General features: G+C 69.4%; 13 protein-coding genes and 1 pseudogene. 4 read left to right on the top strand and 10 right to left on the bottom strand.

The annotated features are described in order from the left end of the window. Positions 1–13 precede the first annotated feature (13 nt). From ACFYOU_RS21700 to ACFYOU_RS21685, 4 genes are read right to left on the bottom strand one after another with little or no spacing between them, the layout of a single operon-like run. The gene (locus ACFYOU_RS21700; protein WP_391307695.1) at positions 14–1645 is read right to left on the bottom strand and encodes an FAD-dependent oxidoreductase; all 1632 of its coding nucleotides are present in this window, start codon (positions 1643–1645) and stop codon (positions 14–16) included. Beyond that, on the bottom strand, positions 1642–3141 hold the full coding sequence (locus ACFYOU_RS21695) for a glycerol kinase GlpK (protein ID WP_391307693.1): 1500 nt from the start codon (positions 3139–3141) through the stop codon (positions 1642–1644). Before ACFYOU_RS21695 ends, ACFYOU_RS21700 begins: the two co-directional genes overlap by 4 nt. A 58-nt stretch (positions 3142–3199) precedes the next feature. Beyond that, positions 3200–4597 (bottom strand): FAD-binding protein, encoded by a 1398-nt coding sequence (locus ACFYOU_RS21690; protein ID WP_391307691.1) that lies wholly within the window; start codon positions 4595–4597, stop codon positions 3200–3202. Positions 4598–4638: 41 nt separating this feature from the next. Continuing rightward, positions 4639–5547 (bottom strand): hypothetical protein, encoded by a 909-nt coding sequence (locus ACFYOU_RS21685; protein ID WP_391307689.1) that lies wholly within the window; start codon positions 5545–5547, stop codon positions 4639–4641. Between the two features lie 204 nt (positions 5548–5751). Between ACFYOU_RS21685 and ACFYOU_RS21680 the strand changes: the two genes are divergently transcribed. The 3 genes from ACFYOU_RS21680 (at position 5752) to ACFYOU_RS21670 (ending at position 8385) form a co-directional block, all read left to right on the top strand. Then, a complete protein-coding gene (locus ACFYOU_RS21680) occupies positions 5752–6699 on the top strand; it encodes a YhfZ family protein (RefSeq protein WP_391307687.1) in 948 nt (315 codons plus the stop codon). Between the two features lie 105 nt (positions 6700–6804). Beyond that, entirely contained in the window at positions 6805–6930 is a 126-nt protein-coding gene (locus tag ACFYOU_RS21675; RefSeq protein ID WP_391307686.1) for a hypothetical protein, read from the top strand. Positions 6931–7062: 132 nt separating this feature from the next. After that, on the top strand, positions 7063–8385 hold the full coding sequence (locus ACFYOU_RS21670; RefSeq protein WP_391307684.1) for a glycosyl hydrolase family 18 protein: 1323 nt from the start codon (positions 7063–7065) through the stop codon (positions 8383–8385). Between the two features lie 1433 nt (positions 8386–9818). Here the strand turns inward: ACFYOU_RS21670 and ACFYOU_RS21665 are convergent. After that, positions 9819–10328 carry a hypothetical protein gene (locus ACFYOU_RS21665; protein WP_391307682.1) on the bottom strand — a complete coding sequence of 170 codons (510 nt, stop codon included), beginning with the start codon at positions 10326–10328 and terminating at the stop codon, positions 9819–9821. A 410-nt stretch (positions 10329–10738) separates the two neighbouring features. Then, entirely contained in the window at positions 10739–11872 is a 1134-nt protein-coding gene (locus ACFYOU_RS21660; RefSeq protein ID WP_391307680.1) for an alkene reductase, read from the bottom strand. Between the two features lie 196 nt (positions 11873–12068). Here ACFYOU_RS21660 and ACFYOU_RS21655 point away from each other — a divergent pair, with 196 nt between their 5' ends. Next, a complete protein-coding gene (locus ACFYOU_RS21655) occupies positions 12069–13007 on the top strand; it encodes a LysR substrate-binding domain-containing protein (RefSeq protein ID WP_391307678.1) in 939 nt (312 codons plus the stop codon). 417 nt (positions 13008–13424) lie between these two features. On the opposite strand, the gene ACFYOU_RS21650 is transcribed toward ACFYOU_RS21655, so the two are convergent. From ACFYOU_RS21650 to ACFYOU_RS21635, 4 genes and pseudogenes are all read right to left on the bottom strand, one after another. Continuing rightward, positions 13425–13835 (bottom strand): hypothetical protein, encoded by a 411-nt coding sequence (locus ACFYOU_RS21650; protein WP_391307676.1) that lies wholly within the window; start codon positions 13833–13835, stop codon positions 13425–13427. A 93-nt stretch (positions 13836–13928) separates the two neighbouring features. Then, positions 13929–14291, bottom strand: a complete 363-nt coding sequence (locus tag ACFYOU_RS21645; RefSeq protein ID WP_391307674.1) for a hypothetical protein — start codon at positions 14289–14291, stop codon at positions 13929–13931. Next, positions 14278–14790: an Imm50 family immunity protein gene (locus tag ACFYOU_RS21640; RefSeq protein ID WP_391307672.1), complete on the bottom strand. Its 513-nt coding sequence runs from the start codon at positions 14788–14790 to the stop codon at positions 14278–14280. The genes ACFYOU_RS21645 and ACFYOU_RS21640 overlap by 14 nt, the downstream gene beginning before the upstream one ends. Further along, positions 14780–18121, bottom strand: a pseudogene (locus ACFYOU_RS21635) (RHS repeat-associated core domain-containing protein); the annotation flags it as partial. The gene ACFYOU_RS21640 and the pseudogene ACFYOU_RS21635, both read right to left, overlap by 11 nt. Between the last annotated feature and the right edge of the window lie 94 nt (positions 18122–18215).

Here is an 18215-nt window from a genome sequence, read left to right as displayed (position 1 = left end):
GGCATCCGGGACGTCAGAGCGTTCGTGATCCCCGGTTGCGTTCGACCCAGCGCCGGTAGTCGGTCTGCTGTGTCGCGCGCTGTCGTGGTGTCCAGCCGTGGGCGGCGTCGAGCGTGTCCGACACCTGGTCGATCACGGAGGTGCCGCCGTCGCCGGACCAGAAGAAGGAACCGGTCCGGCGCACCAGGACGTCCGCCACGGTCATGGCCATCTCGCGGTGCACTGCATGGTCGATCTCCGCCCGGGTGAGTACGGAGTCGCCGATGGTGACGCCGTCCTTCTCGTTCCGGGCCACCGCGCCGGCCAGTTCGCGGGCGTTGCCGCCGTAGCGGCGCAGCCATCGTTCTCCGGTCTCCGGCGCGACGGGTGCCGAGGCCAGGTCCTGCCGGGCGCGGAAGATCTCCCCGGCTGCGCCGCCGGAGATCGGGACGCGGCCGGTGGTGGACGGGGGCAGTCCGCGGATTCCGTGCCGGTCACGCAGTTGTCCGGCGACGAGGTCGACGATCTGCGCGCCCATGAGCCGGGCGGTGGTCAGTTTGCCGCCCGCGGCGGTGATCATGCCGCCGGGACCCGTCGTGAGGGTGTGCTCGCGGGAGGCGGCCGAGTTGGAGGTGCCCGGGGCGGGTGCGATCAGGGGGCGCAGTCCGGCCCAGGAGGCGACGATGTGACTGGTGTCGACCTTGGCTCCCGGCAAGGTGTGGTTGGCGGCTTCCAGGAGGTACGCGAAGTCCTGCTCGTCCCCCACGACGTCGTCGAGGGAGCCGGTGAAGTCGGTGTCGGTGGTGCCCACGTAGACGTGCCGGCCGTCGCCGGCGGGGGTGGGCCATACGACGCGGTCGTCGGAGGGGGAGCGCAGGAACACGGCGGTGCCGAGCGGGAAGTCCTCGGTGCGCAGCACGATGTGCACGCCCTTGGTGGGCCGCAGGGTGGGGTGCTCGGGCGTCCGTTCCAGTCCCAGGACGCGGTCGACCCAGGGGCCCGCGGCGTTGACGACGACCCTGGCGCGGACGGTGAGGTGTTCGCCGGTGAGCCGGTCGGTGAGTTCGGCGCCCGCGACGCGGCCGTGTTCCCGGACCAGTCCGGTGACCTCGCGGTGGTTGGCGAGCAGGGCTCCGGCCCGGGACGCCGATCTGAGGACGTCGAGGACCAGCCGGGCGTCGTCGGTGAGGGCGTCGTGGTAGAGGCCGCCGCCCTTGAGTCCGTGCGGGTTGAGGTGCGGTTCGCGCTGGAGTACGGCTTGACGGCCGAGCATGCGGTGTCGTCGTTGGAGCGGAGCGCGGGAGAAGGCGTCGTAGAAGGTGAGGCCCAGGTTGAGCAGGGCGCGGCCCTCGGGGTAGCCGTCGTAGACCAGGTACAGGAAGGGTTGGAGGTCGGCCAGGTGCGGGGCGATCCGCATCATGACCTCGCGTTCGCGGACCGATTCGTTGACCATCCGGAACTGGTGGGTCTGGAGGTATCGCAGGCCGCCGTGGATGAGCTTCGAGGACCGGCTGGAGGTGCCGGAGGCGAAGTCGTCGCGGTCGACGAGGACCACGGAGAGTCCGCGCAGGGCCGCGTCCCGGGCCACGGAAGCGCCGGTGATGCCTCCGCCGATGACGAGGAGGTCGGCTTCGGTCGGCAGATCGGCTGCGGTGAAGCGTTTCACGGCTGGACCGCCCATCCCTTGGCGCGCTCGACGGCTCGCTGCCACTGGGCGTAGTTGGCGTCGCGGGACGCGTGGTCCATCGACGGGGTGAAGACGGCGTCGTCGTCGGTGCCCCGGAAGCAGTCCTGGGGGTCGGACCAGATCCCGGCGGCGAGGCCGGCCAGATAGGCGGCGCCGGAGGCGGTCGCCTCGACGTTGGAGGGGCGGTGGACGGTGGCGCCGAGCATGTCCGCCTGGAACTGGAGCAGGAAGTCGTTGGCGGAGGCTCCGCCGTCGGCACGCAGCGTGGTGACGGCCCGGCCGGACTCCTCGGACATGAGCTCGATGAAGTCCTTGATGGAGTAGACGATTCCCTCCAGTGCGGCGCGCGCGAGGTGACCCCGGGTGGTTCCGGGGGTGAGGCCGATGAGGAGGCCACGGGCGCTGGAGTCCCAGGAGGGGGCGCCGAGTCCGGTCAGTGCCGGGACGAAGAAGACGCCGTTGTTGTCCTGGACGCCGCGGGCCAGGTCCTCGGTCTCGGCCGCGCTGGTGAGCAGTCGGGCTCCGTCCCGCAGCCACTGGACCGCGGAGCCGGTGACCGGGGCGTAGCCCTCCAGCCCGTAGGTGGTGACGCCGTTGCGGCGCCAGCCGATGATGGTGCTGAGCCCGTGCCGGGAGATGACGGGTGCGGTGCCGGTGTTCACGTCGAGGAAGGTGCCGGTGCCGTGGGTGGTCTTGGCGTCACCGGGACGGACGCAGCCCTGCCCGAAGAGGGCGGCGGACTGGTCGGCGACGGCCGCGGTGATGGGGATCTCGGCGCCGATGACCGCGGCGTCGGTGGTTCCGATGAGCCCGGAGTCGTCGACGACCTCGGGGAAGAGGCTCAGCGGGAGCCCGAGGGCGCCGAGCCACTCCCGGTACCAGGAGTCGGTGAGCAGGTCGTACGCGCCGGTGACGGCGGCGTTCGAGGCGCTGATGGCGTGCACCGCGCCGCCGGTGAGGCGGTGGACGAGCCAGGAGTCGACGGTTCCGAAGGCGAGTTCCCCGGCTTCGGCCCGACGGGCGAGGTCGCGGTCGTTCTCCAACATCCAGCACAGGGACAGGGAGGAGTAGACCGGCGCGAGGGTCCAGCCGGTGCGGGCCTGCACGGTCCTCCCCCACTCGGGCCGGAGGCCGGCGGCCATGGCGGCGGTGCGCAGGTCCTGCCAGACGATGGCCGGGGCGACGGCCTCGCCCGTGGTCCGGTCCCACAGGACCGTCGTGGCACGCTGGTTGGTGATGCCGACCGCGGACAGTGCGGCCGGCTCGGTGTCGTCGAGGCGCAGCGCCTCGGCGATGCGGGCCGAGGTGAGCTGCCAGATCTCCTCGGGGTCGTGCTCCACCCGGTCCGCCGCCGGGTGGTGCTGGGTGAACTCGCTGTAGGCACGGCTGCGGATGGTGCCGGTGCCGTCGAACACCAGGGCACGGGTGCCGGTGGTGCCCTCGTCGATGACGAGGAGACGGGATGCGGTGGTCATCGTTGAGCTCCAGTCCTGGGAGTGCGCCGCCGCCGGGGCGGCGATGGGTGTACGGGGCTCAGAGACCGAGCTTTCCCGGGTTGAGGACGGCTTCGGGGTCCAGCGCCCGCTTGAGCTTGCGCAGGACGAGGTGGGACGGGCCCAGTGAACGGCGCGCGTACGGGGAGCGGGCCAGGCCGCCGCCGTGGTGGTGGGAGAGTTCGGCGCCGTGCTCCAGGCAGACCGCCATGGCGGTCGACCAGATCGTCTCCAGCCGTTCGGTGGCGGCGTCGTCGTCCTCCGCGTGGCCGAGGAGGATGAGGTACATCGACGTGCCCTGGGTGTACACGTGGGAGAAGTGGGCCAGGACTTCGTCCGCGAGGGGGGCGAGGGCCTCCTTCATCGCGTCGTACAGGCCCTCGATGTGCCGCCAGGTGTGGGCGACCTCGATGGTCTCGGCGTAACCGCCGGGGGTCTTGAGGTACTTCTCGACGGTGGAGAAGTCGAAGCGGCGGCCCATCCAGGCGGCCGTCGGTTCCGGGCCGATCGCTGTCGCGCCGTGGACGGTGGCGATGTCGGTGAGGGTCCGGAGCTCGGCGGCCGAGACGGCCGGCTCGCCCTCGGTGCCGGCGAACAGGACCGGGTGGCTGATCGTCGGGTCGGCCATGGCGTGGCGGGCTTCGTCGGTGTCGTACAGGCGCAGCAGGAACGGCCGCAGTCCTACGGCGGCCTGTGCGCGCATCACGGCGAGGCCCGCGGCGACGTCCGGGAGGCGGAAGGCTTCCAGCCGCTGGTCGGACGGGATGGGGATGATCTTGTAGGTCACCTGGGTGATCACGCCGAGTGTCCCTTCGGAACCGAGGAACAACTGCCGCAGGTCGGGGCCCATGGCCGCCCTGGGCGACGCCTTGAGCTCGGCCGTCTCCCCGGTGGCCAGCACCACGCGGTAGCCGACGACCAGGTCCTCGATCCCTCCGTAGCGGGAGGAGAACTGGCCGGTGGCGAGGGTGGCGAGCCACCCTCCGACCGAGGAACGGTACAGGGACTGCGGGGAGAAACGGGTGGTCCAGCCCGCCGCGTTGAGCGCGTCCTCCAGTTCGCCGCCGTTGTTGCCCGCGGGAGCCGTCACCGTCATGTCGATCTCGTCGACGACATGGGGGCCGACCAGTCCGGACACGTCCAGGACGATGCCACCGCGGGTCGGCAGCGGCTGACCGGTCACCGAGGAGCCCAGGGCACGGGTCGTCACCGGGGTGCCCGTGTCGCCCGCGGCGCGCAGCACGGTCACGACGTCCTGTTCGGTGCGGGCCCGGACGACCACCTGCGCCGGGTACGGGTGCTCGCCCTGGAGGTCCCATTTGGTGGAGACCGGCCAGGTGTCGTGGCTGGTGGCGGCCAGGACCGCCGGGTCCGTGCTCACCGCGTCGGTTCCGAGGGCCTCGGTGAGCAGGTCCACCACGGTGGAGATGTCAGACACGTTTCGTCCTTCTGTTGATGAGTGGTTCCCGTACCGCGTCGTCACGTCAGCATGGCTGCCGAGGTGAGGGCGACCGGGGTCATGACGGCGATGGCCACCGCCGGGGGGTCTATGTGGGTGTCGCCGTGGATGAGGAACAGCCGCGAGGCCACCTCGCCCACCAGCGCGGTCACCAGGCCGGCCAGGGCTCCGATCCACACCGAGGAGAAGGCGAGGCCGGCCGCGGCGGCGACGGCGGTGATGTGATGGGTCACCGGCACGGCGACCGGCGTGGCCAGGAAGACCAGGGAGAGGGCGGAGACGCCGAAGGCGAGGACACCGGCCGCGACGCCGAGGGACGGGTGGGTCTTCGCCAGTGCGACCGCCGACCAGGCGGCGAGGAATCCGACACCGAGGCCGAGCAGGCCGCTCATCAGCGGTGTCTCCTGCCACTTGAGCCATACCGCCTGTTCCGTGGTCCGCAGCCGGGCTCTCAGGCCGGTGGCCTCTGTTCTGCCGAACAGCCCGGTGCGGCCGAAGACCAGCCGGACGACGATCGCGGAGACGACCACGGTGATGGCCGTGGTGTTGGTGTAGGTGAGCATCCAGTCGCTCTGGTTCAGGGCGCTCTGCGCGACCAGACCGAAGACGCCGAAGGCCGCGCCGACGACCAGGGTCAGGGGGTCCGCCGTGCCGACCATTCCGGACACGATGTCGCGTCCGGTGTCGGCCTTGCCGCGGCGGGCCGCGTAGGCGACCGCGGCGATCGCGCCGGCGAAGGCGATGTGCGGGCCGAACCACTCCCCCAGAGCGACATGTTCGAGGAACCAGGGGTTCCCGGCGCCGATGACGGCAGCGGTGCCGATCAGGATCATCAGTCCGCACAGCACGAACGCCGCCAGCGCGCCGACGGCCGCGGCGAACAGGCCACCCGCCGCGGCGGCGGCGATCGATTCCAGCGTGAGGTTCATCCGTGTTCCCTCCGCAAGGCGACGCTCACCCCGCGCCGCTCCCAGAATACTCCATTTTCGGAGTACTCGAATTTTGGAGTGACCGTACGGCGGTCCCGCAGACCTGTCAATGGGGTCCTGTAACGTGATCCACCGGCGACGTCCGGGCGGCCCGGATCGCGGGGAGGGCGCCGCGGCACCCGACAGCGGAAGAAGGAGCCACCTGTGAGCGACCGGACCGGGCCCCTCACCCCTCCGGCGGCACAGCGGCCGCTGGACCAGGCCGTGAAGGCGATCGTCGTCGACGCGCTCCGGGCCGGCGTCGGAGCATCACTGCCGACCAACAGCCACTACCTGCACGCGCTGGGCGCCAGCGCAGGAACGGTCCAGCGCGCACTGAAGCTGCTTGCGGACCAGCAGGCGCTCACCGTCACTTCACGGGGCCATCTCGGACGCACCGTGGACGCGCTCGACATCGGCGCCGCCTGGCACCTGGCGGGGCTGACGCCGCTGAGGCTGCTCTTCCCGCCCGGGGGGCCGGTGGAGATCGACGTCCTCACCGAGTCCCTCGCAGGTGAACTCACCGCACTGGGCGTCCCCCACACCGTGCACCACCAACGGGGTGGCGCCCGCCGCATCGACGCCATCGTCGCCGGGGAGTACGACCTCGCGGTCGTCTCGGCGGGCACGCTCGGCGACGCGAACCGACGGCTGGGGGCGGCACCCACCCTCGTTCTGCCCCCCGGCACCTACTACGCGCCGCGCCGACTCGTCGCCGTCACGAGGACGGGCGCCGCACAGCCCGCTCCCGGCGCGCGGGTCGCCATCGACCACGACTCACCCGACCACGTCCTGCTGACCGAATCCGCCTACCCGCCCGGCCAGGGATACGTCTACGTTCCCTGCAAGTTCCCCGAGGTTCCCGCAGCGGTACTGCGCGGACAGGTCGAGGTCGGCATCTGGCACCTCAGCCACACGGTCATCCCCCTCGACCTGGCCGGGCTCAGCTGTACCGACCTCGAGGACCTGCCCACCGCCACGGCATGGCAGGACCTGTCCGCCGCCGCTCTCGTCGGGTGGCCGCAACGCGCCGAACTCACCGCCGTCCTGGCGGCGATCAGCCTGCCCACCCTCCCCCAGGCGCAACAACGACAACTCCACGAGGAACCCTGACGACCGCCCCGCCCACCGACGAACCGTTCGCCGGACCGTCCGGCGCGATGGGCGGTCCATCGGCGCCGACGGAAGGGGCAACCACCGCTTCATCCTCCTTCACCGGTGTCACCGGTCACCGCGGGCTCGGTCGAGTTCGACGCGATGGTCCGCATCGGCACCCCCGGTGAGGCGGTCCACTACCGCAACGGCGGCATTTCGCAGTACGTGCTGCACATCCCGATCGACTGACGTCACATCAATTCCCAAGCAGCCCAGGCTACTTCGCGCGGTTCGGCCTCTTGTGCGCACCTCCCGGATGGACTAGACCTCTTCTCGCGATCGGTACAGATCATCTGACCCCACTCAGACAAGGCCACCAGTATGTTCAGACGCACCTCCGCGTTCCTGGCGACGGCTCTGCTCGCCTCGCTCGTCGCGGTCCCCGCGACCGCTCACGCCGATGACGACGACAGCCGCCGGCTGCCCGGCCACCGCGTGGCCTACTTCCCCGGGTGGAGCGTCTACGGCGGCTTCTCCGCCAAGAAGGTCCAGGACTCGGGCCAGGCGTCGAAGCTGACCGTGATCAACTACGCCTTCGGCAACATCTCCCCCGAGGGCACCTGCTTCGAGGACAACCTGGCCGACCAGGCCGACGCCTGGGCCGACTACCAGCGCCCGATCGGCGCGGCCGACTCGGTGGACGGCGTCGCCGACGCCTGGGACCAGCCGCTGAAAGGCAGCTTCAACCAGCTGCGGAAGCTGAAGGCGAAGAACCCCCATCTGAAGGCCGTGATCTCGATCGGCGGCTGGGGCTGGTCCAAGTACTTCTCGGACGTGGCCGCCACTGACGCCGCGCGCAAGAAGTTCGTGTCCTCCTGCGTCGACCTCTACATCAAGGGCAACCTGCCGCAGCTGGGCTCGCTGGAGGGCGGCCCGGGCAGCGGCGCGGGCGTCTTCGACGGCATCGACCTCGACTGGGAGCACCCGGGCGGTGACGGTCTGCCGGACAACTCGGTGCGCCCCGAGGACGGCCGCAACTTCACCCTGCTGCTGGCCGAGTTCCGGCGGCAGCTGGACGCGCTGGGCGACGGCGAGCGGGGGCGCCACCTCCTGACGGCGGCCGTCGCCGCCAACACCGACATCGCGGACCGGCTGGAGCTGCCGAAGGTCGCCCGCCAGGTGGACTACCTGAACCTGATGACCTACACCATGCACGGCTCCTGGGAGCCGCAGGGCCCGACCAACCACCAGGCGAACCTCTACACCGACCCGGCCGACCCCTCCGGCGTCGACTACAGCTACAGCGCGGACCGGGTGGTGCGGCACTACCTGGCCGGCGGCCTGCCGGCCCGCAAGGCGGTGCTCGGGGTGCCGTCCTGGGGCTACGGCTGGACGGGAGTGCCCGCCGGGTCGAAGAACGGCCTCTACCAGCCCGCCACCGGCATGTCCCCCCGCGGAGGCGGCCAACTGCCCTACAAGGCCATCAAGGACCTGCCGGGCACCGTGCACACCGACCGCAAGCACGGCGCGGCCTGGAAGTACGACGGCACCGAGTTCTGGACGTACGACACTCCGGCCGCCGCTGCCCAGAAGGCCCGCTACACCCGGCGGAACGGCCTCGGCGGCGTGATGGTCTGGTCCTTGGACGGGGATGACGCCCAGGGCTCGCTGATCGCTGCACTGGACCGCGGTCTGCGGCGCTGACCTGCGGTTGCGACGCGGTGGCGGGCGGGGCGACCCGGCCGCCACCGGGTGCGGCGGCGGAACACACGGACTCCTCTGCCCAGCCGACAGCAGCCCCTTGAACCACCGACGCGCACCCAACAACCGGGCATCCCTGCTGCGAGTGCATGATCAGTGAACCCCGGAACCGCCCAGCCCCTCGCCGCGGCGACGGAGCCTTGTCCGGTCACCGTCGGTTTGGGCCGCGCCTGCTTGTCAGGGCGGTGGTGAGCCAGGATCCCCGGCGGAAGTGGACGCCCATGCCGACGGGAGGCCTTCAGAGCAGACGACCGCGATGAACTCAGACGCGTCCGTGCAGGATGATGACCACGGGAATGGCCAGCGCAAGAACCCCGAGGGCCCCGAACGGCAGCAATCCGATTCGTTCACCCTGCTTCGGCGCTCCAAGGAAGTAGGACAGGACGGGCTTCGGCAACTGCGGGAGGGGCCAGTTCCCACGCAGGCCAGCTGACGGAGCACGGTGCCGACCACCGCCGCCTGGTACCTGCCCCACAGGCGCTGAGGTACTGCCCGTAGATTCTTTTCCTGTCGGCCGCGATCTGGTTCCCCGCGACGTCGGGGGTGCTCCCCAGTTCAGGTGAGACCGGTCGAACCGGATCTCGTGCTCCCCGCGTACCGCGGGGGTGTCGTCCCGGGCATGCGGCCGACCGGAACGGCCGCCGTCATCCGACGGTGGCCGTTCGACACCTCCCCCGGATGTCCTGGTGGTCGGCTTCGTAAAGGTCGCGGCCCGCGGCGGCGCGAATCCACCTTGGGCCGATCGCAGGGGCAGCTGCTGCCCGATATCCGGTTCGACCGGTCTCACCTCGGTCGCGACCATTCTGGTCGCGACCGGTCTCACCTCAACTGTTTGGGGGCATGTCGCTCAGTGGGCACATGCCACGAATCCGGCCCTCCGCCGTACGGAGGAAGTACTGACCGGAGCGTGCAGCAAGACTCCCCCCTGGTCAAGAGCCCGACATCCATGCGGCCAAGAATCCCTCCCGCATCCCCGCCGGTGTGCGCTCAACCCCGGTAAGCCGCCAGCAACCAGACGTAAAGGACACACCCTAGCCGCCACGCCACAGGCATCAGCAGGACCCCGGGCGGGAACACGGTGCCCACGACCGGCCGACGCGGGAACCGCGACGGCCGACCGGCGCGACGGAGCTCCCGCATCGGCAGCAGCGGCTCGATCACCGCCCACTGGACATCCGTCAATGACGAGTCACAGGAACCCTGGCGGCCTTCGCCGGGGTCGGCCACCGGGAGCGGTCCCGCGGCCGTGGACGACACCGGGTGTCGGTACCGGCCGCGGTCAGGGCGCCGGCCCGGTGGGCCGCGGCGATTCCGGCGACAACGACCGCCGCACTCCAGAGCCGGTCGAGATCCGGCGGAGTTCCTGAGCCGGTGGTTCAGGAAGCGTGTCGCCCCGAGCCATCGGTGTCGACGGCAGCGGCGTCACTCACGTCCTCCACCCTCAGAGGCCGTTGTCCGCTGAATGCGATCACGAGACCGAAGGGTTCGCAGACGGGCAAACGCCCCTCGGCGAAACGCAGGTGCCACTCGTCGGCGTAGAAGTTGAGTTGTGGAGCATCCAGAGGAAAATCCGCGTCCGGCACGCTGCGGTAGGACTCCGATTCCGCTTCGGTGAGGCCGAAGAATTCCGGTTCTGCCTCCAACGCCTCCCGCACGAAGCGGAGCCCCGTCTCCAGGTAGTGATCGAGTCTGCCGAGTACCTCTCCGACCAGGACAAGATCGACCGCGTCGATATCATCGGTGCCTTCGAGCAGAAGGTTGACCTCGACGAGGCCACCGTACAGCGCGCTCTCCGGCACCTGTTCCACGCTCCAGACCCTCAGTTCATCGGGTCCCCGTTCGAAGCGCAGCCGTCCGATGCCGCTACGGAAGACGGTCGAGGACACGGTTACCCCATCTCACGGAATTCAGGGCGCGGGCCGCCATGCCCAGCCTTCCGCCACACGGAGAAGGCACTGACCAGTGCATGCAGTAGCCCTCACTCCTCGTCAAGTACCACGGCACGCTGCAGCGGGTGAACGCTCCGGACGCACGGCACCTTTACATGTCCGCAGAGTGCCACAGCGAGAGCCGCCCCCGCACAATCCTTCGTTCCCCGGGCCGCCAAGGGATCACCGCGTCGCCTCGGCGGCGGAAGACTGAGAGCGACTATCCCTGTCTGTACGCCTCCAGCAACCGCCGCAAAGGACACACCGTAGCCGAACCGCGCCGGTCTCCCACGAGGACCACCGATCAGACGCACTCGCCTCCCCATGGGCGACCTCCGGCGAGCCCACTCCCCAGTTTGATGTCCGCCTCAGGACCCGGTGTCGCCGTGCCAGTTGACCATCGGGTAGTCGAGATAGCCGTTCACGTCGCCCGAGTAGTAGGTGACCGGGTCCCCGACCGTCAGATCCCGGTTCATCGCGAAGCGGGCGACGAGGTCGGGGTTGGCGATGAAGTGCCTGGCGAACGAGACCGCGTCCGCGATGCCCGCCTCGATGACCGCGTTCCCGGAGCCGTGGTCGAAACCGAGGTTGGCGATCAGGGGGCCGTCGAACAGTCGTCGGTAGCGGGCGAAAGCCTCGAAGTCGGGGGCGTCGTCCGAAGCGGCGGGCTGCCGTCCCTGGAGGTGCAGATACGTCACGGGCCGGTCGCGCAGCTCCGTCACCAGTTCGTCGTAGTCCGCGAGGGTCCGGTCGTCGGGGGTGAACAGCTCGCCGACATTCCAGTAGGGCGAGAGCCGAACACCGGTGCCGCGACCGTCCCACGGCTCGGCGACGGCATCGATGATCTCCAACAGCAGGCGTCGCCGCCCGGCGGGGTTCCTGCCGTAGGAGTCGGTGCGGCGGTTCAGTCGGGGATTGAGGAACTGCGGTATGAGGAAGGGACCGACGGCATGGACCTCGACCCCGTCGAACCCCGCGCGCCGTGCGTTCGCCGCGGCCGAGCGGTAGTCGGTGATGGTGCGCTCGATGTCCGCAACGCTCATCTCGCGGGGCACGACTGTCTTCTGGAAGCCGTTCGCCGTAAAGGACCGCTCCCGAGGGTCGACTGCGGACGGCCCGGCGGGCAGCTCTCCCCGGAGGTGATCGGGGTGCGATACGGCCCCGCTGTGCCAGAGCTGGAGCACGATACGGCCGCCGAGCGCGTGGACGACATCGGTGACCCGCTGCCACCCGGCGATCTGCTCCTCACTGTAGACGCCGGGGACGTTGGCGAAGCCGATGGCCTGCTCGCAGACCCAGGTCCCTTCGGTGATGATCAGCCCGGCGGCGGCCCGCTGGGCGTAGTACGCGGCGTGCAGTTCCGTCGGCACCAGCCCTTCGTTGGCCGCACGAGCACGGGTGGCCGAGGCCATCACCACCCGGTTGGGCAGCACGAGGTTCCCGAAGTCCGCACGCCGCAGCAGCGGTTGGTCGAGGGCGGTCGACTGAACGGTGTTCGTCATGGACTTCTCCGCATCATGGGTCTCTCCTGCCGTCGAGGCGGATTCCGGGCCCGGGACCGCACGTAACATCTCCCCCGCCTCCTGGCGGGGTGAGTCACTACTCGTATCCCCGAATCACTCTCGGTTCTCGGCTCTTGGCATCACTCTCGACGAGACCGGCGTTTGCATCCAATACCTGCTTCTATAACCTGGCGGCATGGATGTCGACACCCGGCTGTTGCGCTCCTTCGCCGCCGTAGCGGCGGAGGGGACCCTCACCCGTGCCGCAGAACGGCTGTTCGTGTCCCAACCGGCGCTGACGAAACAGATCAGGCAACTGGAGACCCAGCTCGGCGTCACGCTGTTCACTCGGTCCCGGGCCGGCATGGCCCTCACCGAGCCGGGCCGGGCACTGCTGGCACGTGTACCCGCGCTGCTGGCCGACTGGGACCGCGCGGCGCGGGAGACGAAGAGCACGGCCGCCCGAGCGGCCCGCGTGCTTCGGGTCGGCTTCGTGGCCAGCGCCGCCAACGAAGCCACTCAGCAGATCATCGCGTCGTTCGCACGTCGTCGGCCGGGCTGGAGGGTCGACATGCGGCAGGCCGCGTGGTCGAACCCGACAGCCGGACTCGCCGGTTCGGACGTCGATGCCGCTCTGCTGCGGCTGCCCTTCCCCTGCCAGGACACCCTGCGCGTGGAGGTGCTGTTCACCGAGGACCGCTGGGTCGCGCTTCCCACGGCCCACCCGTTCGCCACGCGGGACCTGATCCCCTTCCGGGACCTGTGGGAGGAGCCGTTCGTGGCAGCCCCACCGGAAACAGGCCGGTGGCGGGAGTACTGGCTGGCCACCGACGAACGCGAGGGCAGCCCGGTCCGCATCGGTGCCGTCGTCGACCAGCCCGACGACTGGCTCAGCGCGATCGCCAACGGCTACGGCATCGCACTCACCCCCGAATCCTCAGCCCGCTTTTACGTCCGCCCCGGCATCACCTACCGTCCCGTCAGCGGTGTCAGCCCCAGCCAGGTCGCCGTGGCCTGGGCACCCGTCGACGACACCAACCCGGTCGTCCAGGACTTCGTCCACTGCTGTCTGGACGAAGGACTGGACGAAGGACCAACGGACCGAGGACACGATCGCCCTGGCCGGAGTGGGTGAGCATCCCCTCGCCACTGGTCTCGCGCATGCGACGATCGGCGGCCCCTCGGTGTACGCCGTCAACCAGCCGGGCTTCCCTCCTGCCCAGGAGGAGTCGGGCCGGGGCCTCCGCCACCGAGTGGGGCACGGGAGGGACACCTCTTCCCGGCCGGCACCTGGCTACCCTGCCTGTATTCCTCCAGCAACCGCCGTAAAGGACTCACCGTAGCGGGCGGACCGAGCTTCCCGTAGGGGCGGGATCAACAGCCGAGCCGGGTGAGCACGCGACCGGTTGGGTGCGCGTGCACGCAAGGACGGCCTGAACGGCCAGCGCGGTGCTGGTGCGGGTGGCCGAGATCGTCTGGAGCAGTACTTCGTAGCTGGTCAGCGGCTGTCCGCACAGGCTGGGGCCGTCGGGCACTTGACTGCCGGATACGTTCACGCCAGCTGCTCGCGACACAAGTGCATGAAGTAGTCGTCGATGTCGATAACGTCGTCCTGGGTCAAGGGCGGAGGCTCGCCGTTCCCGTCGTCCACATGACGGACGAACGCGTCGCCGGGGCTCGCACCGTACGTCTCGACGTAGTCTGCGGCGCCACCGCGCCAGTAGTAGGTCCCGTCGGTGAGGATGCCGCTGCCGCCAGAGGTGCCGAACCGGTCCTTGAGGATGTCGGTCGTGTACTCCAAGATCGCCAACACGACATGCCCTCTGCGCAGATACGAGGCGACACGGGCCCGATCCTCTTCGCGCAGCGCGTCCGTCTGCCCTGCAATTTCGTCCTTGTGCCGGGCGTACTCCTGCCGGCTCGCGAGCGAACTCAGGATGCCCGGTGGCTGCACTTCACGCATGTTTGCTTGTTCCTCGTCTCTCCGCGAGAGTCCATCGGCCTGCGGGTCGTTTGACGATCGGAAGTCCTTGCCGCCCGTCGGTGAAAGTGCCGCTCAGCCGTTCGACGCTGCAACGAAATTACGCGTACTCGACAGGGTGGCGTCGGCGGCGCGGAACCGCAACGACGATCCGTCGGAGGAAGCGGACACCCGGACTGTCCCGTCGATCGCTCTTTCGACGTGGACGTCCTTCTTTCCTGGGGCACCCCACCCCCGCACGCGCACATCCCGTACATCATGAAAGCGCAGAAAGAACTCGACGCCCTCGCTGCTGTGCACACGGGAGAATCCGAGGGTGACGGAGCAGCCTCGTTCGTCGAAGTGAACGTAGAAGAGGTCGCTGCTGCTCAGGACGTCGTGCGCGCACAGCGTCGGGAGCGCTGGGCTGCTCTCGGCAGCACTCTCAGAGGCGTTCATAGAAGGTCTTCTCACTCGGGTCGGGAACAGTGGTGTGGAGCTTGGCGTCGAGTCTGCTGCGGAAATGGTGAGGCCCACTGTCCGTGCCTTCCGGACCGGCTCGGAATCCGCTGATGTGGCCGACGAGCACATCCGTACTGCCGGTGAAGCGGAGGAAGTCGGGCTTCCCACCGTGCGACACCGCGACGCGCATCCTGTGCCCGCTCTCACTGAGCACCGCCAGTTCGAAGGAGACGAGCGGTCCGGGCTCCCAGGCGTCCAGCTCCAGATCCTCTACAGCGAGGAACTGGAGCTGTCCCTGCACCGTGTCGACGTCCGCCGCTGCCCATTCCTCCGGCAGCGGCAAGGGCGGAGCGGGCAGGTCCAGCCGCAGCGTCACGGTCGGGCCGTGCCAGTCCAGGTGGACGGACCGGAGTCTGACGGAGCTCAGATCCAGGGGGGCCGAGCCGTAGAGCGGGGCGAGAACCTCGCGGTTCCGGGGCGAGAGACTAGCGGTCATAGTAATAGTGTTCCTCGCACCCGGGGACCTGGCCGTTCCGGGTGTTCTCGAACGGGCGCACATGGACATGTGCGGGCTGATATCCGGGCTCTCCCGGCTTCTGGTGGCCGAACCAGTGGTCCTGGTAAACGATCAGGTCATTCCCATTGGGATGTTCGAACACCTCCTCACGGTAGTAGATCGGCTGGTGGTTCTCGTCCAGCAGCTGCTTTCCACCCTGCCACTCCGGAGTGGTGGCGGGGACATGCGTTCTGACTTCGAGAGGAGGAGTTCCCTCTGGAATGCCGGCGTCTCGAAGGGCATCCCGCTTCGCTCCCTCCAGATCCCGGCCGACCGGCTTGTCTCGAAGATAGTCGTCCGGGGCCAGGCCCAGCGGGTCGCACGAGGTGCTCGGGGTGGCGACATACGTCGCGGCATTGGGCGCGGGAGCAAGGCCGAGCGGGTCCGTGCTGAGATAGCGGGCCGTCTCCGGGTCGTAGTGCCGGAAGTAGTTGTAGTGGAGGCCTGTCTCGGGGTCGAAGTACTGGCCGGGGAAGCGGAGCGGCGTGTAGGTGATCGCGCTGGTGTTCCAGCTCGTCGTACCCCAGAGTGTCGTGCGCGTGCGCCAGGCGATCTCACCTCGTTCGTCGATGAGTTCGCGTGGGGTGCCGACGAGGTCGGTGACCATGGCGAAGAAGCGGGAGTCGATCTCAGTCTGAGGGGTGTCAGTCGCGGTGATGCGTTCGGTCTGGGTGATGGGGTGCAGGCCGCGGTGGTCCCAGGTGAGGGTGATCGAGTTCGGTACGTCCGTCGAGGCGTGCGTCTGCTCGCACAGAGTTCGACCATCCCAGGTGAACGTGGTGCGCTCGCTGACCGACGTGCCGTCTGGGGCCATGCGGAGTTTGGCTGTACGGCGACCGAGGGCGTCGTAGGTGTAGCGCCACACTGTGCCATCGGGCGTGGTGACCTGGGCGAGGCGGTCTTCCGGGTCCCATGCGTAGCGCCAGGTGGCGGGTTTGTGGGAGAGGCGGGGCTTTTGGCGGAGGGTGACGCGGCCGAGGGCGTCGTGTTCGTAGCGGACTCCACCGGCTCGGGTGATGCGGGTGCCGGTGTAGGTGCGGTCGCCGGTGGCTTCGTGGCCGGGGTGGGCGGCCGGCCAGGAGGCTGCTGTCTGGTTGCCTGCCTCGTCGTAGGCATAGGTCTCCGACCAGTTGCCCGCATGGATGGCGGTGACACGGCCTGCCGCATCGAGGTCGAAGGTGCGTGGGCCGCCGAGGTGCTCGTCGAGGGCGGTGAGGTTACCGTCCGCGCGGTAGGTGTAGGCCCGGCATTGCAGGGTCTCGCCGTCTGAGGTCGCTGTCTGGGTGGTCAGGCGGCCCATGGGGTCGTAGGTGTGGGCCAGGGTGAGGAAGCCGCCGACTACCCGGGTGAGTTCGCGGCCTGCGTCGTCGTAGGTGATGTCGACGGGCCGGCCGGAGACGACCAAGTCCACCCGGCGCCCCGCCGCGTCGTGGGACCAGGTGGTTCGGGCTCCGGTGGGGGTGGTACGGCCAGTGCGGCGGCCGAGTTCGTCCACGGTGTAGGTGACGGTGCGGCCGTCGACAGTCTCGGTACGGACGCGGCCGTACTGGTCCCGCAAGATCGTCAGTCGGGTGCCGTCGGGACCCATCGCCTCGGCCAGTTGGTCGGTGAAGTCGTAGGCGAACGTCGTGACCTGGCCGGCAGCGTCCTTGCGGGTGGGACGGCCCAACGGGTCGCGCTCGAACGTCGTCGTCTCGTCGAGTGCGTTCGTGCGGGAGAGGAGACGGTCTGCTGCGTCGTAGGTGTAGGTGAGGGTGCGGTCGTCGAAGTCGGTTTCGGATATGAGCCGGCCGGCCCGGTCGTAGGTGTAGTCCCAGGTCAGGCCCTGGGGGTTGGTGACGCGGGTGAGGCAGAGTTCGGCGTCGTGGGTGAACTCGTGGCGGACGCCGTCGGGAGTGGTGCGGGCGGTGAGGAGGTCGAAGTGGGTGTACTCGAAGTGGGTGGTGCCGCCGATGGGGTCGGTGTGGGTGGTGCAGTTGCCCTCGCCGTCGTAGGTCCAGGTCTCGCTGGTTCCGTCGGGTGCGGTGCGGCGGGCGAGTTGGCCCTCGACTGTCCACTCCAGGCGGGTGGTCAGGCCGGTGGAATCGGTCATCGCCGTCGGGCGGCCGAAGGCGTCCCGCTCGTAGCGGGTGACGGCGCCGAGCGGGTCCGTGATCTCGACCGGCAGGCCGGCGGGGTCGCAGTGGACGGTCGTGACATGGCCGAGGGGGTCGGTGACGGAGGTGAGGCGGCCTGCGTCGTCGTGTGTGAAGCGGGTGGTGTGGCCCGCTGGGGTGGTGCTGGTGAGGCGATTGCCGCAGGTGTCGTAAGTGTGACGGGTGGTGTTCCCGTCCGTGCCACGGATACGGGTGAGGCGGTTGAAGTCGCCGTACTCGGCCATGACCTCGCGGCCGTCTGCGCGGGTCACCGAGATGACGTTGCCCGTGTCGTCGTACCTGCACCTGGTGATGTGCCCCAGCGGATCGGTGCGGGTCAGCACCCGTCCGAAGCGGTCCCGTGTGAACCGCGTGACATGCCCCAGCGGGTCCGTCTCGGCGACCACCTGGTTCGCGGCGTCGATCAGATAGCGGCGGGTGTGGCCGTCGCCCGTGGTCGTGGTCGTGATGCGGTGGCCGGTCGTCGGGTCCCGTTCGTCGTAGGTGAGGTGGAGCGTCATGTGGCCGGCTTCGCCGCCTTCGGCGATGCAGCGGTCCTGGTCGTCGTACTCGTAGGTGTAGGAGCGGTCGTTGCTGTCGGTCCAGGAGGTGACCCGGCCGCGGTCGTCGTAGGTGAACGTGAGGGGTAGGCCGGAGGAGTTGAAGACCTGGGTCAGGTCACCGGACTCGGAGTAGGTGTAGCGCTTGATCTCCTGGTCGGTGCCGTCGGGGGCGGCGCCGGCCAGGTTCAGGGTGGTGACGCGGTTGTCTTCGGTGGTGAGGGTAATGCGGTGGCCGCCGGAGGAGGTGATGGCGAGGGGGGTGCCTTCGGGAGTGTGCTCGAAGGTGATCCGGTTGCCGTTGCGGTCGTCGATCTGTTCCAGTACGGACCGGTCGGCGGTCTGGTTGGTGAAGTGCCAGGTGCGGCCCGTGTGTGGGTCGGTGATCGTGTAGCCCTCGTCGACGCGGTCCAGGGGCCAGCGGTGGGGGCCGGTGGTGGGAAGGGTGGGGACGCCGGGGGCGGGGTGGGGGTAGGTGAGGAGCAGGCCGTCTTCGGTGACGAAGATGACGCCTTCGGCGTCGATTTCCAGGCGTTGGTCGAGGGTGGAGGTCCAGGAGGGGCCGAACCAGTGGCCTAGGCCGTTTCTTTCGGATCACCTGGCCGACCAGATGTGGATGGCGGCGAGGTGGAGTCCGGCGAGGTAGATGGTGGCGGTCTTGTCGTAGCGG

It is taken from the genome of Streptomyces sp. NPDC005955, assembly GCF_042871255.1.
Classification (GTDB): Bacteria; Actinomycetota; Actinomycetes; order Streptomycetales; family Streptomycetaceae; genus Streptomyces.
This window is presented reverse-complemented; position numbering and strand designations above follow the sequence as displayed.